Origin of the sequence: Duncaniella sp. C9, assembly GCF_004803935.1 — a bacterium.
GTDB lineage: Bacteria > Bacteroidota > Bacteroidia > Bacteroidales > Muribaculaceae > Duncaniella > Duncaniella muris.
Genome location: NZ_CP039547.1, coordinates 254199 through 271754, shown reverse-complemented (window position 1 = coordinate 271754; position 17556 = coordinate 254199). Strand labels below are relative to the sequence as shown.

Here is a 17556-nt window from a genome sequence, read left to right as displayed (position 1 = left end):
CTGTGGTCAATACTCAAAAATCCACCGCCTGACGTTCAAGCGAATGATTTTAAACCACAAATATAGCCTTTTCGCCTGTAAGATCGAAATATTCAGAGTGATAAAATCTTAAAATTCATCGGATTCTTCATCTGAATTCTCTTTTGAGGTGTGATGCTGGATCTCACTTCTTCATGGGGTCCCATCCGCCGAGCACCCATGCGGGGTTGCGGTAGAGTTCTATAAGGGCCTTGTCTTTCACGGGGTCGAGCACACGCGAGCCGGGGGCGCGGCGCGAGGTGTCGGCTGGCTTGCCGTCTGAGAGGTTGACCGATCCGGCCTCCCAATAGCGCACGTAGGTGTTGCCATCTTTCTCAAGACCACTCCATCCCTCAGGACGGATGCCGTCGAGGCGGCAGTCGATGAGCACAAACTCGGCGTTGGGATAGGTGCCGTTGGTCCGGGCAAAGACCGCCTTGTCGCCCTTGCCTATCATCGTGCAGTCCACAAAGACGTCACCGTGGCAGGAAGAGCCGTTGCGTATGTAGGCAAACGGGCCGGAGGTGACGATGGTGCAGTTCTTGAAGTATGCCGGACCACGGCCGAGCACGGTGTCGCCATGACCTTCGAGCCGGCAGTTTCTGAAGTATGCCGGGCCGTTGGACTGCAGCGCGTCGCCCGAACCTCTGATGATCATGTCTTCGAGATATATGCGGTTGCCGTTGAGCAGAAGGCCCTCGGCCTGACCTGTGACAGTGGTGGCCACGGTGAAATTCCTGAGTGTGAGGTCTGTGCAGTGGTCTGCGGCAAATGCGGCGCGGCGTGAGGGGAAAGTGCCGAGCCACTCGTTGGTGCTGACATCAGCGGGGTGGGGATTGAACACCTCATTGTTGGGATAGTGGACATAGACCCCCTCGCGGCTCTCCCCTTCGATGGTGAGGTTGGTCTTGTTGCGGAAGTAGACCAGCTCCTCATAGTCTCCGTTCTTAATGAATATCTTCCACGGTTCGGTGCTGAAGTCCGGCACGTGGTCGAGGGCGCCCTGGAGAGTGAGGAAGTCGCCTGAACCGTCGCGGGCCACGGTCAGCTGCCGACGCTCCTGAGCGGGTGCTTCGGGCCGTGTCTTGAATTTCCAACCGTCTTTCTTGCTTATACCCTTGAACTTTCCTTTGGCAAGGGTGAAGGCTGATGCCGGGACGGTGACATAGTACTCGCGTCCGTATTCGAGCAGGTTGTGGTGAGGATATATCTCTGCGGTGTTGCCCGATAGCATCACGGGATAGAAGTGGAATCCGTCAGTGAATCCGCCTATTATTGTCAGCTGATAGCGCGAAGTGTCGCGTGCGGCAGTGCCCGATGGAGTGCCCGGCTCACAGGTGGCGTTGGTCAGGCGCGGAGTGTGATAGTTGTAAGGCTCAAGGGTGTATGGAGCTTTGGGGAGTTTGGTCTTTTCAGTCGGGCCGGCAGGTATCGAGAGGTCCAGCGAGTCTACCTGAGCGTCTGTCGCGGCATCAAAGATGCGTATCACCCCGGAGGTGCCGAGGGTCGGCGTAGAGGGGAAACAGATGGTGAGGCGTGTGTCTGGCGAGACCTCCGCTCCGGCGGCTGGCCATACCTCAGGCAAGGCCGCTGAAGCGACAGCGGCCGCCGCTCCGGCAAAAAGGCAAGTGACGATTCTTTTCATGGTCTGTTCTGTTAAGAGGTAAAATTAACGTGGCATATGCAGAAGAGCAATTGTTATGAAACACCCTCTAAATCTTAAGTAGCTCTTCAAAATTAACCGATATTTATAAGCAAAGTGTTGCTAAACACTGTTTTAATATAGTCTTGTGAGGGTTGAGCCGGGGTAGTAGCGGGCGAGGATTTCGGAGTAGCCATAGCCGCGTTCGCCCATGATGGCGGCTCCGATCTGACAAAGGCCTGCGCCGTGGCCCCATCCGGCTCCGTGGAGAGTGAAGCCTGAAGGGGTGCCGTCGGCTTCCGGAGCCAAAGGCTCGACCACAAAGGCCGAGCTGTAGAGATGGCTGTCAGAGAGAGTGCGGCGTATCATCAGTTCCTTGCCTATGATGCGTTCTCCCTTTGTGCCGGTGATTTTCAGTTCACGGATTCGTCCGGAGGTGCCGCGGGTCAGTGGCGTCAGGCTCAGTATGCGGCCGAGATCTTCGCCAAGACGGTCGGCCACGAGGCGGGCGATTTTTTCCTGCGTCAGTGTCTCTGTCCAGCGGTAGAAGTCGGGAGTCTCGCGGTCATAGCCGTTGAGCACCTGCGAGAGCACTCGCCGGTCGGTGGTGTTGCAGAAGGCTTCCGGCTTGCCGAGTATCCAGCTGACGGCGTTTTCTTCCACCGTCAGGTCCGGGTAGTCAGTCGGGTCCACCCCGTCGCGCCGGGGCTGGAGGTAGGGGCGCGGAGTGTCGTCCCAGCATGTCTCGAAGACTTCAAAGACTCCGCCGCAGCATTTCGAGAAGCGGGTGTCGCAGAGCTCGCCTTCGAAGGTCAGGACCATTCCGCGGGTGTCGGCCACGGCTCCGGCTGCCACCGGGGTAGAGACGCGGCTGATGCCCTGATAGCGCTGGCAGTGGTCGTCGGCGCAGACATCGAAATTGAGATGGTCTTCGCGGTCCCAGTATCTGATTAGCGAGGGTCCGGGATTCAGGGCTCTGACATCGGGGCGGCGGTCGGCCGGAGGGATGGGCTCCTTGCCTCGTGACATCATTGACAGCACCCATCCGCGCGAGATCACGGCATGTGCCCTCAGCAGTTCCAGCGAGGAGGTGGAGCTCATTTCGCTTGAGATGACGCTGACAAGATAGTCTTCGACATTGACTTCGTTGACGGCCGTTAGTCTGCCGTTTTCAACTATCACGCGCAAGGCTCCGCGGAAGCGCTGGTTTTCCTTGCGCTCCCAGTGGAAATCGACACCGATGGTCACTCCTTCGAGTTCGAAACTGTCGCCTGCATAGGAGGTGGGTTCGAATTCGAGCGACTGGCTGACGCGGCCGTTCCAGCTGACGGCGAGGCCTGATTCGCTGAGGCTTACTTCCTGACGCCCGGTGACCATCTCGCCTGAGGGCGTGGAGTAGAGACCGGTGAGGGTGAAACTTATGGTCGGGGCTGAGAGGATGCCGACTCTGACTCGTGGTTCCTGGGGCATTATTGCTGTGGGGTGTTGAGTTGTTGGTAGCGGTGAATTGTGGCGGCGAATTGCTGTTCGTCGAGGCTGACTTCGCCCAGAATGGCGGTGGCGGTGGCAAGGTCGAGCCTCTCGAAGTCTTCAGGGCGTGAGCAGACTATGGTGCCGAGCATTTCGATTGTGGCGGGGCTTACGAGCATCTTGCCGGGTCCGGAGCCGTAGACAGCCGGGCGGTGGTGGCGGCGCGGAGCTATGAATGTGCGGAGTCTGCCGTCGGGGAGCATCACCATAGCCACATTGACCATCGGCTCCGGCTCAGCCTGTGGCAGCGAGTCGAGCAGCAGGTCGGCGCAGCGGACAAGGGCGGCTGTGTCTGTGGAATCAATGATGAAGAACGGATAGGGGACCGCGCCGCTTACGCTGCGCAGCAGCTTGCAGCCGTCTGACGAGTCAATAGTCTCCAGTGGCAGTCTCGGATCGGTCAGACCGGCGGCAACCTCCGTAGAGATAGCCTGGAAGTGCAGATGGTCAGGAGCGGAGGCTCCGCAGAGCGGACCGTTGTAGAAGACGCATAGGTCTCGGAATTCATGCGTGAGCCGGGCCATCTCCTGCAGGTGTCCGCTGATGCGCTGCGGTTCATGGCGCGCGGATGCTATGGTGTAGTGCCGCCGGGCGAGGGGATAGGGGTTGACAAGAGTCTGAAAGCCGTGGCCGGTGATGGCGCTCTGTTCCGGCGGGCGGTTGGCCTCGCATAGGAAGCATGGGCGCGCGGCTATGCTCTGAGGATCGGTCTTGGCTGTGATGGAAGCGCGGCGGTGGCTGACAAGCAGCTTGCGGATTCTCCACGGCTCGCTGTCAGTCAGGCTTACTGCCTGGGCCGATGCCTTTTCAAGATTGCTGAAGTTTTCAGCAGCCAGAGGCCACGCCGCAAGTTCAGACCGGAGGAAACTTTCAGGATTCATGGTTGAGCTTCTGGCGTGAGATGAGTTCGAGGGTGCGCACCCGGTCCTTGTAGGTGTTGTTGGCGTTGATACGCTCAGGGCTGAGGGCATGGTCGGAGTTGCCTTCCCAGCGGCGGCATGAGTAGAGCGGTTCATAGATGCGCCCTATCGGGTAGCGGCGGCTGACGGCAAGCCCCATCGAGTAGTCTTCGCCGTAGCTGACATCCGGAAATCCTATCTCGCGGGCCACGGGGGTGAAGAATGCCCTCGGCGCGCCGAGACCGTTGATGCGCAGGGCGTTGTTTGGCCCGTTGTCATCGGTCCATTCCGCATGGTCTATCAGTCCGGGGGGCAGCGGATTGCCCTCAAAGTCGGTGAGCATATACGAGCCGATGACCATTGCGGCACCGGTCTCACGAAACTTGCCGACGATCATTTCAAGAGTGTCCGGGCGGCTGTAGATGTCATCGCTGTCGAGCTGCACGGCGAAGCGTCCGCAGTCGGGGCTGTTGATGCCGAGGTTCCAGCAGCCGCCTATACCCGGAGCCGGCGCGGGAGCCGGGGCGGTGCTTATGATCTTAAGACGCGGGTCTGAGGCCGCGATTTCGGCAAGAATCTCTGATGTTCCGTCGGTGCTGCGGTTGTCTATCACAATGACGTTGAACGGGAATGACGTCTGCTGAGCCAGAGCGCTTCTGACGGCATCGGCTATTGTGCGGTGGCGGTTGCGCACGGGGATTATCACCGAAGCCTCTGTCGGGAAGGAGCCTTCATCGAGGTCCGGGCGCGTGATTCCGGCGGGTGTCACCAGAGCGCCGAGGGCCTTGAGATGGGCCGTGGCGGCTTTTTCCATCTCTATCTGCGAACTGCGGTTGCGCGGGTCCACGTAGCGGAACTGCTCCTCACCCTCGTCGGCGCTGACTGAAGCCTTGGGCGAAGCCTGATAGAGAGTCTCCAGAATGTGCACAATCCTGCCGAGACGCGAGAGGCGCAGGCGCAGGTCATACCAGCCGGCAGCCTCGAAATCATCGGTCATATCCTCCACCGCACGGCGCATCATGGCGGGGTTCACAGCCACGACCCGGCCGAAGTCGAAGTCATCGCGGATGGCCCCCAACTGGCAGTCGATCAGCCGGTGGGGTACAGGATCGCCGCCGCCATCGGCAGGCGTAAGGAAATCGGAATACACCATTGCCGCACCGGTCTCGGCGAGAACACTGAGCAGTCTGTGGTCACCGCCGTTGACAAAGGTCACGTCATCGTCAGAGAGATGTATGAATATCGGACTCCGGCCGGCCTGAGCGGCCAGATCCTTCATGGTTTTGGTTGAAAAACGGGATTTCATGATTTTTACAGAAAGGCGCTTGAAATCAGAGTGTGACAGCCACACACCTCGCCTCACTGCAAAGTTCGTAAATTTCCCCCGATAAACCGCAATGAATCTCGGTCTTTGATTGAAAATAGCCCCTCCGGTATGTGAGAAGGGCTGTTGGGCGGCCTTAGGCTTGGCGGGCGGGGCCTTTGCGGGGTTTGCGGGCTTCGGTGTTTTCGGCGAGTTCGGCTGCTTCGCGGGGCCGGAGGTTGCGCGGGGAGCGGGTCTGCATCGGTGTGGTGGGTGGTTCGTGGCCTATGATGGTTTCCGGCAGTACTTTGGGGCGTGCGCCGGGATGCACACCTTCAGGGGCGGTGAAGAAGTCGAGGATCTGTTTCATCAGCGCGTCACGCTCGTAGCTGCCGGTGATGGTCTCGAAGGGGAAGCCGAGGGTCACGGCGCGGTGGGTGCCGGGGTCGAAGGCCACGCCGGCTATGTAGTCGTTTTCGGTGTAGCGCAGTATGGCGGTGCCGTTCGACGGGTCGATGGGGCTGAATGATTCGGGCGATTCCACGGCGTAGCAGTCGGCGTTGAGCTGCTGACGGAAGGTGAACGAGAGGCCCGGATGGAATTCGGCGTATTTCGATTTGACTTCGCGGACTTTGCCTGTGACTGTGGCTTTTGCCTGACGCCACTGGAGGCCGAGCACCGAGTGGCCGAACTGTCCGTCGGCTACTCGCTGCGAGCCTGTGGAGTGGCGGTTGTCAAAGAGGTCGCTGCCTATGTAGCTGCCCGACACGAAGAGTGAGCCGCCGGCGTCGCAGAACTGGCTCAGGCGTTGCTTGAGTTCGTCGGTGAAGGGTTTGAACTTGCGTTCCTGCGAGGTGCCTACGGTGATTTCTTTCTGCTTGCCGAGGATGAGGTCGATGATGCGGGCTTCGGGCATGTTGTCGACAAAGGCGTCGACTCCGGCTGAGATAAAGGAGTGGCCTGCGGCGCGGACGGAGGTGCCGTGGACATAGACGAAGTCGAAGGTGTTGCCGGCGAAGATTTCGGTCTCGTGGGTCGCGCGGCTGGAGCCGTGGCCGGGAGAGTCATTGGATGTCCATTCTACTCCGGGGCGGAATTCGGTCTGGAGGCCGGTGAAGTGGATGTCGCTGATGTAGGGCACTCCGTGGTCTTCCTCATAGTCGAAGCCTACGCGGCCTGAGGCATAGACTTCGACCGGGCCTGAGATGCGGGTGAAGCCGTTGACAATCAGCACCTGGGGTTTGTCGGTGCCGGTGTCGCACAGCGATAGAATCTCGGAGGGGAAGCTGATGCCTCCGTCATTGGCCGCGACAACCTTGTAGCTGTAGATGCGGTCATCCTTGACGCGGACCGTGAGTTGCGGATCATCGGTCACGGCCAGTTCGGTGAAGGCTCCATCGTCAATGCGTTCATAGACAATATAGTATGTGGGCTTGGCCGAGGGCTCCAGAGGATCATCGACACCCTGCCAGGTGAGAAGATATTCGCCTCCGCTTCCCGCGATGCGGAAATGGCTGACGGGCAGTGGCTCTACCACGTAGGGCACACCGTCTTTTTCATGGAGGTATTTCAGAATGCCTTTATAGATGGCTCTGCTGACGGTGAAACGGAATGTGGGGTCGAGGCCATAGCGCATGTCGGCGAAGTTCTGATGGCTCAGAAGCTCGATCAGCATTGCGGGCACTTTGGTGTCCATCACCTCGCGATAAGGCTTGTCACGCAGTTTGCGGCGGGTCCATGTCGGCTCGTAGAGGGTCTGGATGTCACTGACAATCTGGTCGGTGACCATGTCGGCATAGCGGCGAGAGGTGGAGCGGGCCTCGCCACTACCCAGACGCGTGCCTTTGGTGTAGACAATAGGCATCGTGCCCACAGTCTCTCCGGGATCAGATGTGGTGCCGGCGTCGGTATGGAATGCAAACGATAGGTCAACGGGAATTCCGAGGCCTTTCTCTCCCGGAAGCTGCGATGAGCCTCCGGCAAGGTAGTTGGCCCAGAGGGCGCGGCTCTTGTAGTCGTCCTCATAGTCGTTTTCGCCGTTGGTGATGCTATAGACCGACGAAGGGACACCGGCCCACTGCATCCAGTAGCGCGCGCCCTCGGTGAAACGCGGATAGGTGCTAACCACAGGCTCGCCGCCTGCAGCCGAGCGGCTGACATTACCCATGCCGCCGCCTATCTTGATGGCATCGGCCGTGACCACCTTGCCGCTCTCGGTCGAGACGTTTGACAGTTCCACCACCGGGATGTCGCTTTTGCCTGCGGCAAAGGGGAAGGTGCCGAGATAGACCCATGTGCCTCCGCCGATGCGCTGGTTTACGTCAAACTCCTCGCTTCCGGCGAGTGAGTTCACGATATAGCGCGCGTCGCGGGTGCTGCTGGGGAGCGAGGCATAGCTGATGTAGAGCGCATAGTCGCCGCCTTTGGGGAAATCGGCATACCAGGATGCGGTGGATGCTTTGGCCGGGTCGGTGACGGTGGTCACTTCGCGGACAGAGCCCATGCGGAAGGGATTGTCGCCGGTTTCCAATATCTCTTTCTTATATCCGAAACCTTTGATGCCGGCAGCGGCTGTCCATTTCTGTTGTCCGTTTTTCTCGTTATAGTCCTTCTGAGCGAAGCCTCCGTCCATGTCGACGATTATTTCCTGAGTCGAGGTGTCACGTTCGCGCGGAGTCATCACATAGGCCCCGGCATTTTCGAGCATAGGGATGAGGTAGGGGAGCACGTAGGCCTGTGGATACAGGTCTTCTACCGTGCCCATGAGCCGTGCGCGCTGCCACATCCAGCGCTCTTCATTCTGGTCGAAATATCGGCCGTGGCTTTGCCATAGAGCTATGTTCTTGCCGGCAAGCCCTTTTTTGACAGACGGTGCGTCCACACGTGTGACAAACGGTTCGCGGGCCGGACGCGGCACGGCTGGGGCCGAGACAACTTTGGTGGTTCTGGCCTTTTTTGCTTTGCTCCTTTTTGGGGTTTTGCCTGCTGCGCCTGCGGCAAGGGCGCAGAATATCATGAGTATGGTAAGAATCTGTTTCATAAGCAAGGTCCTCCGGTGCTATTGTATTATAACATCCGGGGAGTTGGTTTTACGGCTTTGTTATGAACCGGTTTTTACTTGTTTTCAGGAAGTTTCTGTAAATTTAAACCAAATTTAAACCGTATTTTGGCATGGTCCGGACCGAAAAGAGGTCTGGAAAAACATGTGGGGCCGGAGTCTCAGATGTGAGGTTCCGGCCGGAGACTGTAGTTGTTGCGCAGAGATTCGAAATATCTGCTTACGGCGGCATCGGGAGTGGGCAGATTGCGGGCTATGTGGTCGGCATTGATGTCATAGCCGAGCTGCTGTTCGGTGATTGTCTCCGATATGGGGCCTATTGCCGGAAGTCCGGCTGATAGGGTCTCGGCTGTGATGTCAAGACCGAAATGGTCCTGCAGATGGCTGGCAAGGGCATCGAGCACCATGCGGGTGGCTCTGATTTTTCCTTCGTTGGAATAGCCTGCAATATGCGGTGTGGCTACGAATGCTTCTGAAAGCAGTTCGAGGTCAATGTCAGGCTCGTTTTCCCAGCAGTCGATGGCCACTCCTGATATGAGATTCCGGCTGAGGGCGGTCTTGAGCGCCTGCGTGTCGGCCACTGGTCCGCGGGCGGCATTTATGATCAGTGGCCGCCGGCTCACGGCTGAGAGGAATTCCGAATTCAGCAGATGGCGAGTGGAGTGGGGTCCGGTCTTGGAATATGGTGTGTGGATCGAGATGAAATCACTTTCTGCAGCGATTTCCTCAAGGGTGCTGTAGATGTAGGTTGTGTCGCCGTTTTCCTGACGTGGGGGGTCGTTGAGGATTGTGGTCATGCCGAGGCCTAAGGCCCAGCGGTTGAGTATAGTGCCGACGTTGCCCACTCCGATTATGCCAAGCCTTTTTCCGGCAAGCGCTTCTTCGGGGGGCAGAAACGCTCTGATGGCTGAAAGCACGTATTGTGCCACTGCCGGAGCATTGCAGCCCGGAGCGTTGGCCACCGTGATGCCCCGCTCGCGGCAATAGTCGAGGTCAATGTGGTCGGTGCCGATTGTAGCTGTACCGATGAACGAGCACGTGGACCTGCCGAGCAGCGAGGCGTCGCAGCGTGTGCGTGTGCGTGTAAGAATAATGTCGGCATCTTTTACAGTCTCAGCCGAGATGGCATCGCCCGGCAGGAGTATTATCTCTCCGAGCGGACGGACTGCATCGGCTATATAGGGAATGTTGCGGTCGGCTACAATTTTCATGTGCGTATGGTGGTCTGTTGGCTAAGTTGTCTAAGCCGGTGTATGGATGCGTTTGTGTGGCAGCGGTGGCTTCCGTCTCAGCTCAACATTCCCCACATGTATATACCGAAATAGGCGGCCATCAGGACCACTACGGCAATGTAGCCACGGCGCATGACGGTGAAGCGGAAGAAATGTCCCACCTGGAAGGCCACACAGGCATTCAGGAGGGTGATGTAGAGCGGAAGATTGGTGAAGTTGACAATGGAGAAAATGCCGGTCGCGATCGAGAGAAGGGTCAGCACTCCGTTATAGGCGCGGGCCTGTGCGTTGAATCCTATGATCTTTATGAGATTCAGGTTGCCGAACACAAATCCGGCCAGCAGCGTCAGAGCCGCGGCCGAAAGCATGGGCCAGTCGGCACCATCGGCCAGCAGCATTGATGGAGGTGTGAAGCAGAACTGTGGGATTTCCGGCTCAGGTATCAGGCCGAGTCCCCAGGTGATCCACGCAGGAGTGATGTTGCCCAGAATCGCGGCAAGGATTTTTTTGAACGTGAACACTCGCATCTGTCCGAGTGCGGCGATGAATACCGGAATGTAGAGCGCGAATGTATATTCAGTCAGCTGCCCCAGTCCGATCAGAAAGAAGGCAAGAAAGACCCGGCGCGAGCTGATGCGCTGATTGTAGATGCTGAAAATCAGCCATACGGCTCCCATCATGATCAGCGCAAGCAGCGATGACGCTCCTAACTGGCCCATCACAGCCGGGGTGCAGGCTGTGACAAACACGAAATAGGCCGCGAAGAAGGCCGAGGTGGTGCGCAGCAGATTGAAGTGGCGGTTGATGATGATCATTACCGCCCCTGTGGCCAGGACCACGATGATGTTGGCCCACATCGAGATGCTGCCTTCGGGCAACCATGCCGATGGTGTTGGGAAGGCCACGGTGCGGAAATCGCCTATGTGCGCGATCTTGCCTGCGAACTGAGCCTGCAGGGTCATAAAAACCGCCGCGAGGCCTATGAGCACGCCCATGCCTCGCGAACGAATTATTCGGGTAAATGTGAGTTCTTTACGGGTCATCCGCGGTTTTCACTCAATTTTTTAAGGTCCTGGCCGATGTCGCGGCGCATGTATTTACCGTTGAATTCAACAGCATCGGCGGCTGCATAGCTGTTGGCGAGAGCCGAGTCGATCGAATCGCCATAGGCGCTACATGCAATCACACGTCCGCCTGAAGTGACGAGCTCGCCGTCGGCCTCGCGGCGTGTGCCTGCGTGGAAGAGAATGGCGTTGCTCATCGGAGTGTCGGCTCCGGTTATGGTCTCACCCTTGGTGTAGCTTCTAGGATAGCCGCCTGACACTATCATGACTGTTGTGGCATAGCGTGGATCTTCAGCGAGGGGAAGAGCGCCGAGGTTGCCTTTGGCCGCTGCTTCGAGCAGAGGAAGCAGGTCAGATGCGATGCGGAGCATCACGACTTCGGTCTCAGGGTCGCCCATGCGGACGTTGTATTCTATCACCATCGGCTCGCCGTCAACTTCAATCAGACCGAGGAAGATGAAGCCGCGGTAGGTTATGCCTTCGGCTATCAGGCCGTTGACAGTCGGGAGAATGATGCGTTCCTCTACCTTGCGCATGAATTCACTGTCGGCAAACACAACGGGGCTGACTGCTCCCATGCCTCCGGTGTTGGGGCCGGTGTCGCCTTCGCCGATGCGCTTGTAGTCTTTTGCCACGGGGAGGATGCGGTAGCCGCCGTTGCCGTCAGTGAGTACGAAAACCGAACATTCGATTCCCTTGAGGAACTCTTCGATAACCACTGTGGCCGATGACTTGCCGAACATTCCGCCCAGCATATCGCGCAGCGAGGCTTTGGCTTCTTCGAGAGAGTCGATTATGAGTACACCTTTTCCGGCTGCAAGGCCGTCGGCTTTGAGCACATAGGGGGCTTTGAGTGATTCAAGAAACGCGCAACCCTCTTCAACGGTCTCGGCAGTGAAACTGCGGTAGGCTGCGGTGGGTATAGAGTGGCGCACCATGAACTGCTTTGCAAAATCCTTGCTGCCTTCGAGTGCTGCACCTGCCTGAGAGGGCCCTACGATCAGCGGAGCACCTTCCACGCTCAGGAAGTAGTCATAGATTCCGGCCACAAGCGGGTCTTCGTTGCCGACTACGATCATGTCGATTGAATTCTCCTTGCAAAAAGCGGCTATAGCGGCGAAATCAAGCGGCGAGAGGGCCACGTTTTCACCGTAGGCATCTGTTCCGCCGTTGCCGGGAGCTATGAAAAGTTTCTCAAGGCGGGGAGAGAGTGATATTTTCCATGCGAGGGCACATTCGCGTCCGCCCGATCCGAGGAGCAACACTCTGAGCTTCTCACCTTGGCAGGCGAGGGTTTCGCCGGCGTTGAAAGGACTTTTTTCAGGCGCGTTGCTGACGGGATGGCGCAGAGTGTTGAGATTCTGTTGGAGTGACATGGCTTTTGGTTATATGGATTAGCGTGATTTGAGAATTTTATTTTGAAAAAGTATGGAAGGGGCTGTAAGTGTTGCTTATGCCTCTCCTTCGGAAGACGAATTGTCGGCATCCGGACGCTTCCAGCGGCGGCGGGTTCTCATGAACGGGCCGTCAGGCGCGGGTATTGACGGACGCTTGGGCGATTCGCCGAGCGATTTGAGCGCGTGGGGATTGCGGTGGCGCGAGAGGAGCTGTTCGGCTTCACTCTGTGCGGCCGTCTCTTCCTTGAACTTGCGTCTGCGTTCCTCGCTGCGGGCATAGCCGCCTTTCTGCGGGCGGTATCTGTCTTCAAGCTTGTTGGGTTTGCGGCGTGCGGCTCCGGCATCTTTGCCGCCCATGCCCTTTTCGCGGGCGTCGCGGCGCCATTCGCTGTCGCTCTTGCGTGCGGGCTGGCGGCGTTCCTTGCGGTCAGGGGTTTCTTCCTTTAGCACACCGCCTTCACGACGGAAGTCGCTTTTGGTGCCTTCGAAGATCACGTATTCGCGCAGTTCACAGTCGAGGCCTCCGTTCTGCATGGCTTCTTTGACCGAAGGAGTCAGTCCGATGGCTGTGAGATAGTCGATGTTTGAGGAGATGACCCAGGCGTGATAGCCGAGGAAGACACGTTTGAACTTGGTGCCGAGCGTCTTGTAGAGCTGCTCCATGTCCTGGACATTGATTCGCTCGCCGTAAGGAGGATTGGTGATGAGCACACCGGGCGCTCCCCCTGCCGGAGCCTCTTCCCAAAGCTGGAGAGGCTTTATGCGGAGGTTGATATATTCGTCGACACCGGCTGAAAGAATGTTGCGTTCGGCGATAGCCACGGCTTTCGGCGAGATGTCTGATCCGTAGATCTTGAACGGCACTTCGCGGAGGCCTGAATCTTCGGCCATCACCTTTTCAAACAGTTCGGCGTCATAGTCGCGCCAGTGTTCGAAGGCGAAATCCTTGCGGAAGCTGCCGGGCTTGATTCCGGCGGCAATCATAGCGGCTTCGATTAGGAAGGTGCCTGAGCCGCACATGGGATCGACCAGCGGACTGTCGCCGCGCCATCCGCTTTTGAGGATGATGCCGGCGGCGAGAACCTCGTTGATCGGGGCTTCGGTCTGTGCCACGCGCCATCCGCGTTTGTGGAGCGACTCGCCCGATGAGTTGAGCGAGAGGGTGACGCGGTCACCGTCAATGTGGACGTTGATCATCACGTCGGCATCGTTCAGACGCACGCCGGGGCGCTTGTCCTGGCCGAAACGGTCTTTGAAATAGTCGACAATGGCGTCTTTCACACGATAGGTGACAAAACGCGAGTGAGTGAACTCCGAGGAGTGTGAGGTGGTGTCGATAGAGAAAGTCTTTTCGATCGACATTACATCGCTCCAGTTGTACTCTTTCACCATCTCGTAGAGCGAGTCGGTGTCCTTGGCGATAAACTTGTAGATCGGCTTGAGGATAGAGAGTGCGGTGCGGCAGCAGATGTTGGCGCGGTAGAGCATGGCGAGATCACCTTCGAATGATACCATCCGTCGGCCGGGCTCGACATTGACCGCTCCGAGTTGCCGGAGTTCTTCAGCAAGAATTTCTTCAAGACCCTTGAAGGTCTTGGCAACCATTTCAAAACGATGTTCCATGTGGTAAATTATATAGTTTCCTTGGTTTATTCAGTTGTTTTTAGGCCTCAGGCGCAGGCCTTGCGGTCAGCGGGCCGACCGGAAGTTGTCGGCGCGGGCCTGGATGAGTTTTTCTCCAGGCTCTACGTCGCGTGTGACCCAGAGGTTGCCGCCGATGACGGCTCCGTCACCTATGTTTACGCGGCCGAGTATCGTGGAGTTGGAGTAGACAACCACTCCGTTGCCGAGTATCGGGTGGCGGGGAATTCCTTTGACCGGATTGTTGGAGTCGTCAGTGACAAAGCTCTTGGCTCCGAGGGTCACGCCCTGATAGATCTTGACATTATCGCCGATAATTGCTGTGGCTCCGATAACCACACCGGTGCCGTGGTCAATGACGAAGCCTTTGCCTATGCGGGCTCCGGGGTGGATGTCGATTCCGGTGTCGGAATGGGCCTGCTCGGTGATCATGCGAGGCACCACCGGGACCCCAAGCTCCAGCAGGCGGTGGGCTATGCGGTAGCTTACCGTGGCCTTGAAGCCGGGATAGCAGATTATTACCTCATGGGTAGAGGTTGCGGCAGGGTCGCCGAGATAGGTGGCGTCAATGTCAGTGTCGAGGATGTGGCGCAGATCGGGCAGGCTGTCTATAAAAGAGTCGGCCAGAGATCCGGCATGACGGCTTATGTCAGCATCAGGAATTGCGGAGTGATTTTTGTCGAAACAGAGACCTGCGGAGATCTGGCTGGCCAGAAGACCGCGCAGTTCATGGCATTCGATTGTCATGACCGAGCGCATCACGGACGGTCCGCGGTCAGAGTCTGTTAGAAATCCCGGAAACATGAGGCGTGAGGCAAGCTCGACTATACGGCGCACGGCTGAGTTGGAGAGCAGTGGCTCCCCTTCGCCTGAACGGGTCGGGCACACGTGGCGCATGTCTTCCATGCTGCAAAGGCGACCTATCACCTCGTCGATTTCAAACCGCTTGTCCGGGTCCTTTTCCATGATTTCATTTTTGTCCGTGAGATGTCTGCAAAGTTACGATTTTTGGATAGGGTACAAAAATAATTACCTAACTTTTTTGCGTGGCCGCGCCGGAGTCTGTTTTCAGTGTCCGTGTGTACTGGCGTATGAGTGAGGTGATAAACACTGTGAAGAGCGGAAACATGATTATGCCGCCGACCGAAAGGATGCAGCCGAGCACTTTTCCGGCCACCGTGACGGGATAGATGTCGCAGCCGAGGGTGGTGGCGTTCATGCAGGCCCACCAGAGAGCGGTGCCGAAATTGTTGACATCGGCGTTGACTCCCTGCTCGAAGTAGAAGAATATGAGGCTGCCGAGATAGATGAAGGCGGCGAGGATGACTATGTAGGACGAAAGGAACGATGTCAGTCTGTTTCGCGAAAACGCGCCCACAACTATCACCATCGCCATGATGCCGCGGGCCAGGGGTATGAAGCGGATAAAAAACAGCTGCTCCGGTGTGAGCCTGATGCCGAGCACACTGATGATGTTGAGATAGGGGATAGACAGCAGCAGATACAGCAGGCGGTTGCGCGTGTAGCGGAGTTTGTCGGGAGCCAGGGCCAGTTCGATGAAGAAATCTGCCATGAACACTATGCAGACCCAGAACTGGAAGTGCATGTAGAATCCGTCATCAAGAAAGTTGATGCCGTTGAAGGTGTCGATCGAGATGAATACTATCAGCAGAACTGAAAGCGCTATTATGATCCAGTGCAGTATGTCGAGCCGGTAATGGTGCCGGTGTTTTTGTGCCGTTGTTCCCTCGTTCATATTATATAATGGTAAGCGCAGTTTGTGGAATGGATGAAGATGGCCGGGCAGATGCCGCCCTCTGGAATTAAAACGCCCGGCGAGGCAAGGATGTTTGAGTCTGTGGCGGTGTCAGCCGGTGGTATCCATGAAAAAGTCAGCCCCGCCACACTGCATGAAACGCGGTGTGGCGGGGCTGTTGGATTGTGAAGCTTTAATCCGGCGTCTTATCAGAGAACGCTTGAAAGATTGAAGCGGGAAAATTCGAGGTCGTTGGCAGCCTGCTTGGCGAGCTTGTTGTCTAGCTTGATGGCCTGACGGAGGTTTGAAGTCACCATCTGTTCATTGTTGGTGCGGGCACCGAGAATGGCCATGAGATAGTAGGTGGTGGCATCGGGAGCCTGGATGGCTGCGAGGGTTGACTTGGCCTTGCTGTAGTCCTTGGAGAGGATCTGGGCGAGAGCGGCGTTATTGCTCTTGTCATTTCCGAATGCCTTTACTGCGGCGTTTACATCACCCTGCTGGAGGTAATATACACCGAGAGCCGAGCCGAGTTCGGGAACACCGCCGGCCTTGCCGAATGACTGGTTGGCAGCGCGGAGATCGTTGTTGACAAGAGCCACAAGGCCCTGGTTCATTTGGGCTTCAGGAGCCGAAGAGTTCACGCGGGCTGCTTTTTTGAAGCTTGCCATAGCTGCGTCATAGTCACCCTGCTGATAGAGCACCTTGCCGAGGTTGTTGTAGCCGCGGTAGTCGTTGGGATAGAGGTTGGTGGCGGCAGTGTAGATGGCTTTCTTGCGGTTGAGGTCGTCAGTGAGGGTTGCTCCGTAGAGAAGTTCGTCTACGCTGAGGGTAGAGGGATCGGTGTCAAATGCCTTGTTGATCTCTTCATCGCTCTTGCCGATCACGTTGACGCTGGCAGTGATGCGAGAGTAGCGGAGCTGCGGGAGGATTTCGTCGGCGAGCTGGTCAAACACGCTTGAGAGGTTGCGGATTTCACGTTCGCGCTGTTCAGGGTCCTTGTACATTGAGAGCACGCTGATGATGAGCTCCTTGTCCTGGATGTTGCTTGCGGCCACGAGCTTCTGGAAGCCTTCCCAGTCTTCTGGAGTGAAGTTTGCGGTAAGTTCGCCGAATTCAGTCACTTTGTCCTTCTTGAGCTGATTGGTCAGATAGCCCTGTGTGTTTGTCTCGCGGTTTTGGGCGAGTTTGGTGTTGAAGTCGAGCGAACCGTCGGGTGAAGCGTATGACTGGATGTTGATTTCCTCGATCTTTCGGCTTTCATCGCCGGCAGCGGCCTTGATGTCGCGGTTGAGGCGGAGCACTTCATCGCTCTTGAGTTCGCTTTCGCGGAGGTTGGCCTGATTGATGAGGAAGTGGATGTCGGCAGAATATTTTTCGTTGATGATGCGCTGGAATTTGTCAGCTGCGGTAGCGGGATCTACGGTTCCGGCATCGGCGAGAGCTGCTGTGGCGATGATGCCGTCAGCCACTTTCACGCGGGGAAGCACATACTGCTTGCCTTTCTGATCGACAGTGAAGCCGAGATACAGTTCCGAACGCTGCATTTCGGGCTGATAGGCATAGTTTACGGGGATTGTCACTGTGCCGCCGTTGTCATAGGAGATGACACGGTTGTTGCCACGTACTTTCTCACCCTGGAATGCCTGGGCGGTGCCGGCCACTTCAGTGCCGTTGAATGTGAGGTAGGGGGTCACTGTCACAGTGGCGTTTTTCACGAAGAATTTCGGAGGAATGTTACCGGTAACGGTAGCGGGAACATTCTGGCCCACTACTTCGAGCGGATTGGGATTGGTGCTGAAGTAATCAGCTGCAAACTGATTCATCTTCTTGCTGCAACCGGTCAGCACGATAGCCGAACCGAAGAGGAGAGAGAAAGCAGATTTCTTATCCATAGCAAAATTTAATAAAATTATGTGATAGGAGTTTTGATGTGATTTTTATGTAGCAAAGTTACAATCTTTATTGTTAATATCCCAAAATAATGAAAATAATTGTTGCAAAAAGATCCCGATT

12 protein-coding genes are annotated in these 17556 nt (G+C 57.0%); all 12 read right to left on the bottom strand.

What is annotated here, in order from left to right:
• Positions 1-163 precede the first annotated feature (163 nt).
• Positions 164-1663: a pectinesterase family protein gene (locus E7745_RS01130; protein ID WP_136408129.1), complete on the bottom strand. Its 1500-nt coding sequence runs from the start codon at positions 1661-1663 to the stop codon at positions 164-166.
• A gap of 132 nt (positions 1664-1795) precedes the next feature.
• Positions 1796-3130: a SpoIID/LytB domain-containing protein gene (locus E7745_RS01125; RefSeq protein ID WP_136408128.1), complete on the bottom strand. Its 1335-nt coding sequence runs from the start codon at positions 3128-3130 to the stop codon at positions 1796-1798.
• Complete coding sequence (locus tag E7745_RS01120; protein ID WP_168181943.1) at positions 3130-4071, bottom strand: DUF4922 domain-containing protein; 942 nt, start codon at positions 4069-4071, stop codon at positions 3130-3132. Before E7745_RS01120 ends, E7745_RS01125 begins: the two co-directional genes overlap by 1 nt.
• Entirely contained in the window at positions 4061-5395 is a 1335-nt protein-coding gene (locus tag E7745_RS01115) for a glycosyltransferase family 2 protein (protein WP_136408126.1), read from the bottom strand. Before E7745_RS01115 ends, E7745_RS01120 begins: the two co-directional genes overlap by 11 nt.
• 154 nt (positions 5396-5549) lie before the next feature.
• Entirely contained in the window at positions 5550-8432 is a 2883-nt protein-coding gene (locus E7745_RS01110) for an N-acetylmuramoyl-L-alanine amidase (RefSeq protein ID WP_136408125.1), read from the bottom strand.
• 179 nt (positions 8433-8611) lie between these two features.
• The gene (locus E7745_RS01105) at positions 8612-9661 is read right to left on the bottom strand and encodes a 4-phosphoerythronate dehydrogenase (RefSeq protein ID WP_136408124.1); all 1050 of its coding nucleotides are present in this window, start codon (positions 9659-9661) and stop codon (positions 8612-8614) included.
• A gap of 77 nt (positions 9662-9738) precedes the next feature.
• Positions 9739-10725, bottom strand: a complete 987-nt coding sequence (locus tag E7745_RS01100; protein WP_124075723.1) for a hypothetical protein — start codon at positions 10723-10725, stop codon at positions 9739-9741.
• Positions 10722-12122 (bottom strand): phosphoribosylamine--glycine ligase, encoded by a 1401-nt coding sequence (gene purD / locus E7745_RS01095; RefSeq protein ID WP_136408123.1) that lies wholly within the window; start codon positions 12120-12122, stop codon positions 10722-10724. The genes E7745_RS01100 and purD overlap by 4 nt, the downstream gene beginning before the upstream one ends.
• Before the next feature lie 75 nt (positions 12123-12197).
• Positions 12198-13766: a class I SAM-dependent RNA methyltransferase gene (locus tag E7745_RS01090; protein ID WP_107032112.1), complete on the bottom strand. Its 1569-nt coding sequence runs from the start codon at positions 13764-13766 to the stop codon at positions 12198-12200.
• A 66-nt stretch (positions 13767-13832) separates the two neighbouring features.
• The gene (locus E7745_RS01085) at positions 13833-14750 is read right to left on the bottom strand and encodes a serine acetyltransferase (protein WP_136408122.1); all 918 of its coding nucleotides are present in this window, start codon (positions 14748-14750) and stop codon (positions 13833-13835) included.
• Between the two features lie 67 nt (positions 14751-14817).
• Complete coding sequence (locus tag E7745_RS01080; RefSeq protein WP_107032110.1) at positions 14818-15540, bottom strand: potassium channel family protein; 723 nt, start codon at positions 15538-15540, stop codon at positions 14818-14820.
• Positions 15541-15749: 209 nt separating this feature from the next.
• Positions 15750-17435: a tetratricopeptide repeat protein gene (locus tag E7745_RS01075; protein ID WP_107032109.1), complete on the bottom strand. Its 1686-nt coding sequence runs from the start codon at positions 17433-17435 to the stop codon at positions 15750-15752.
• Between the last annotated feature and the right edge of the window lie 121 nt (positions 17436-17556).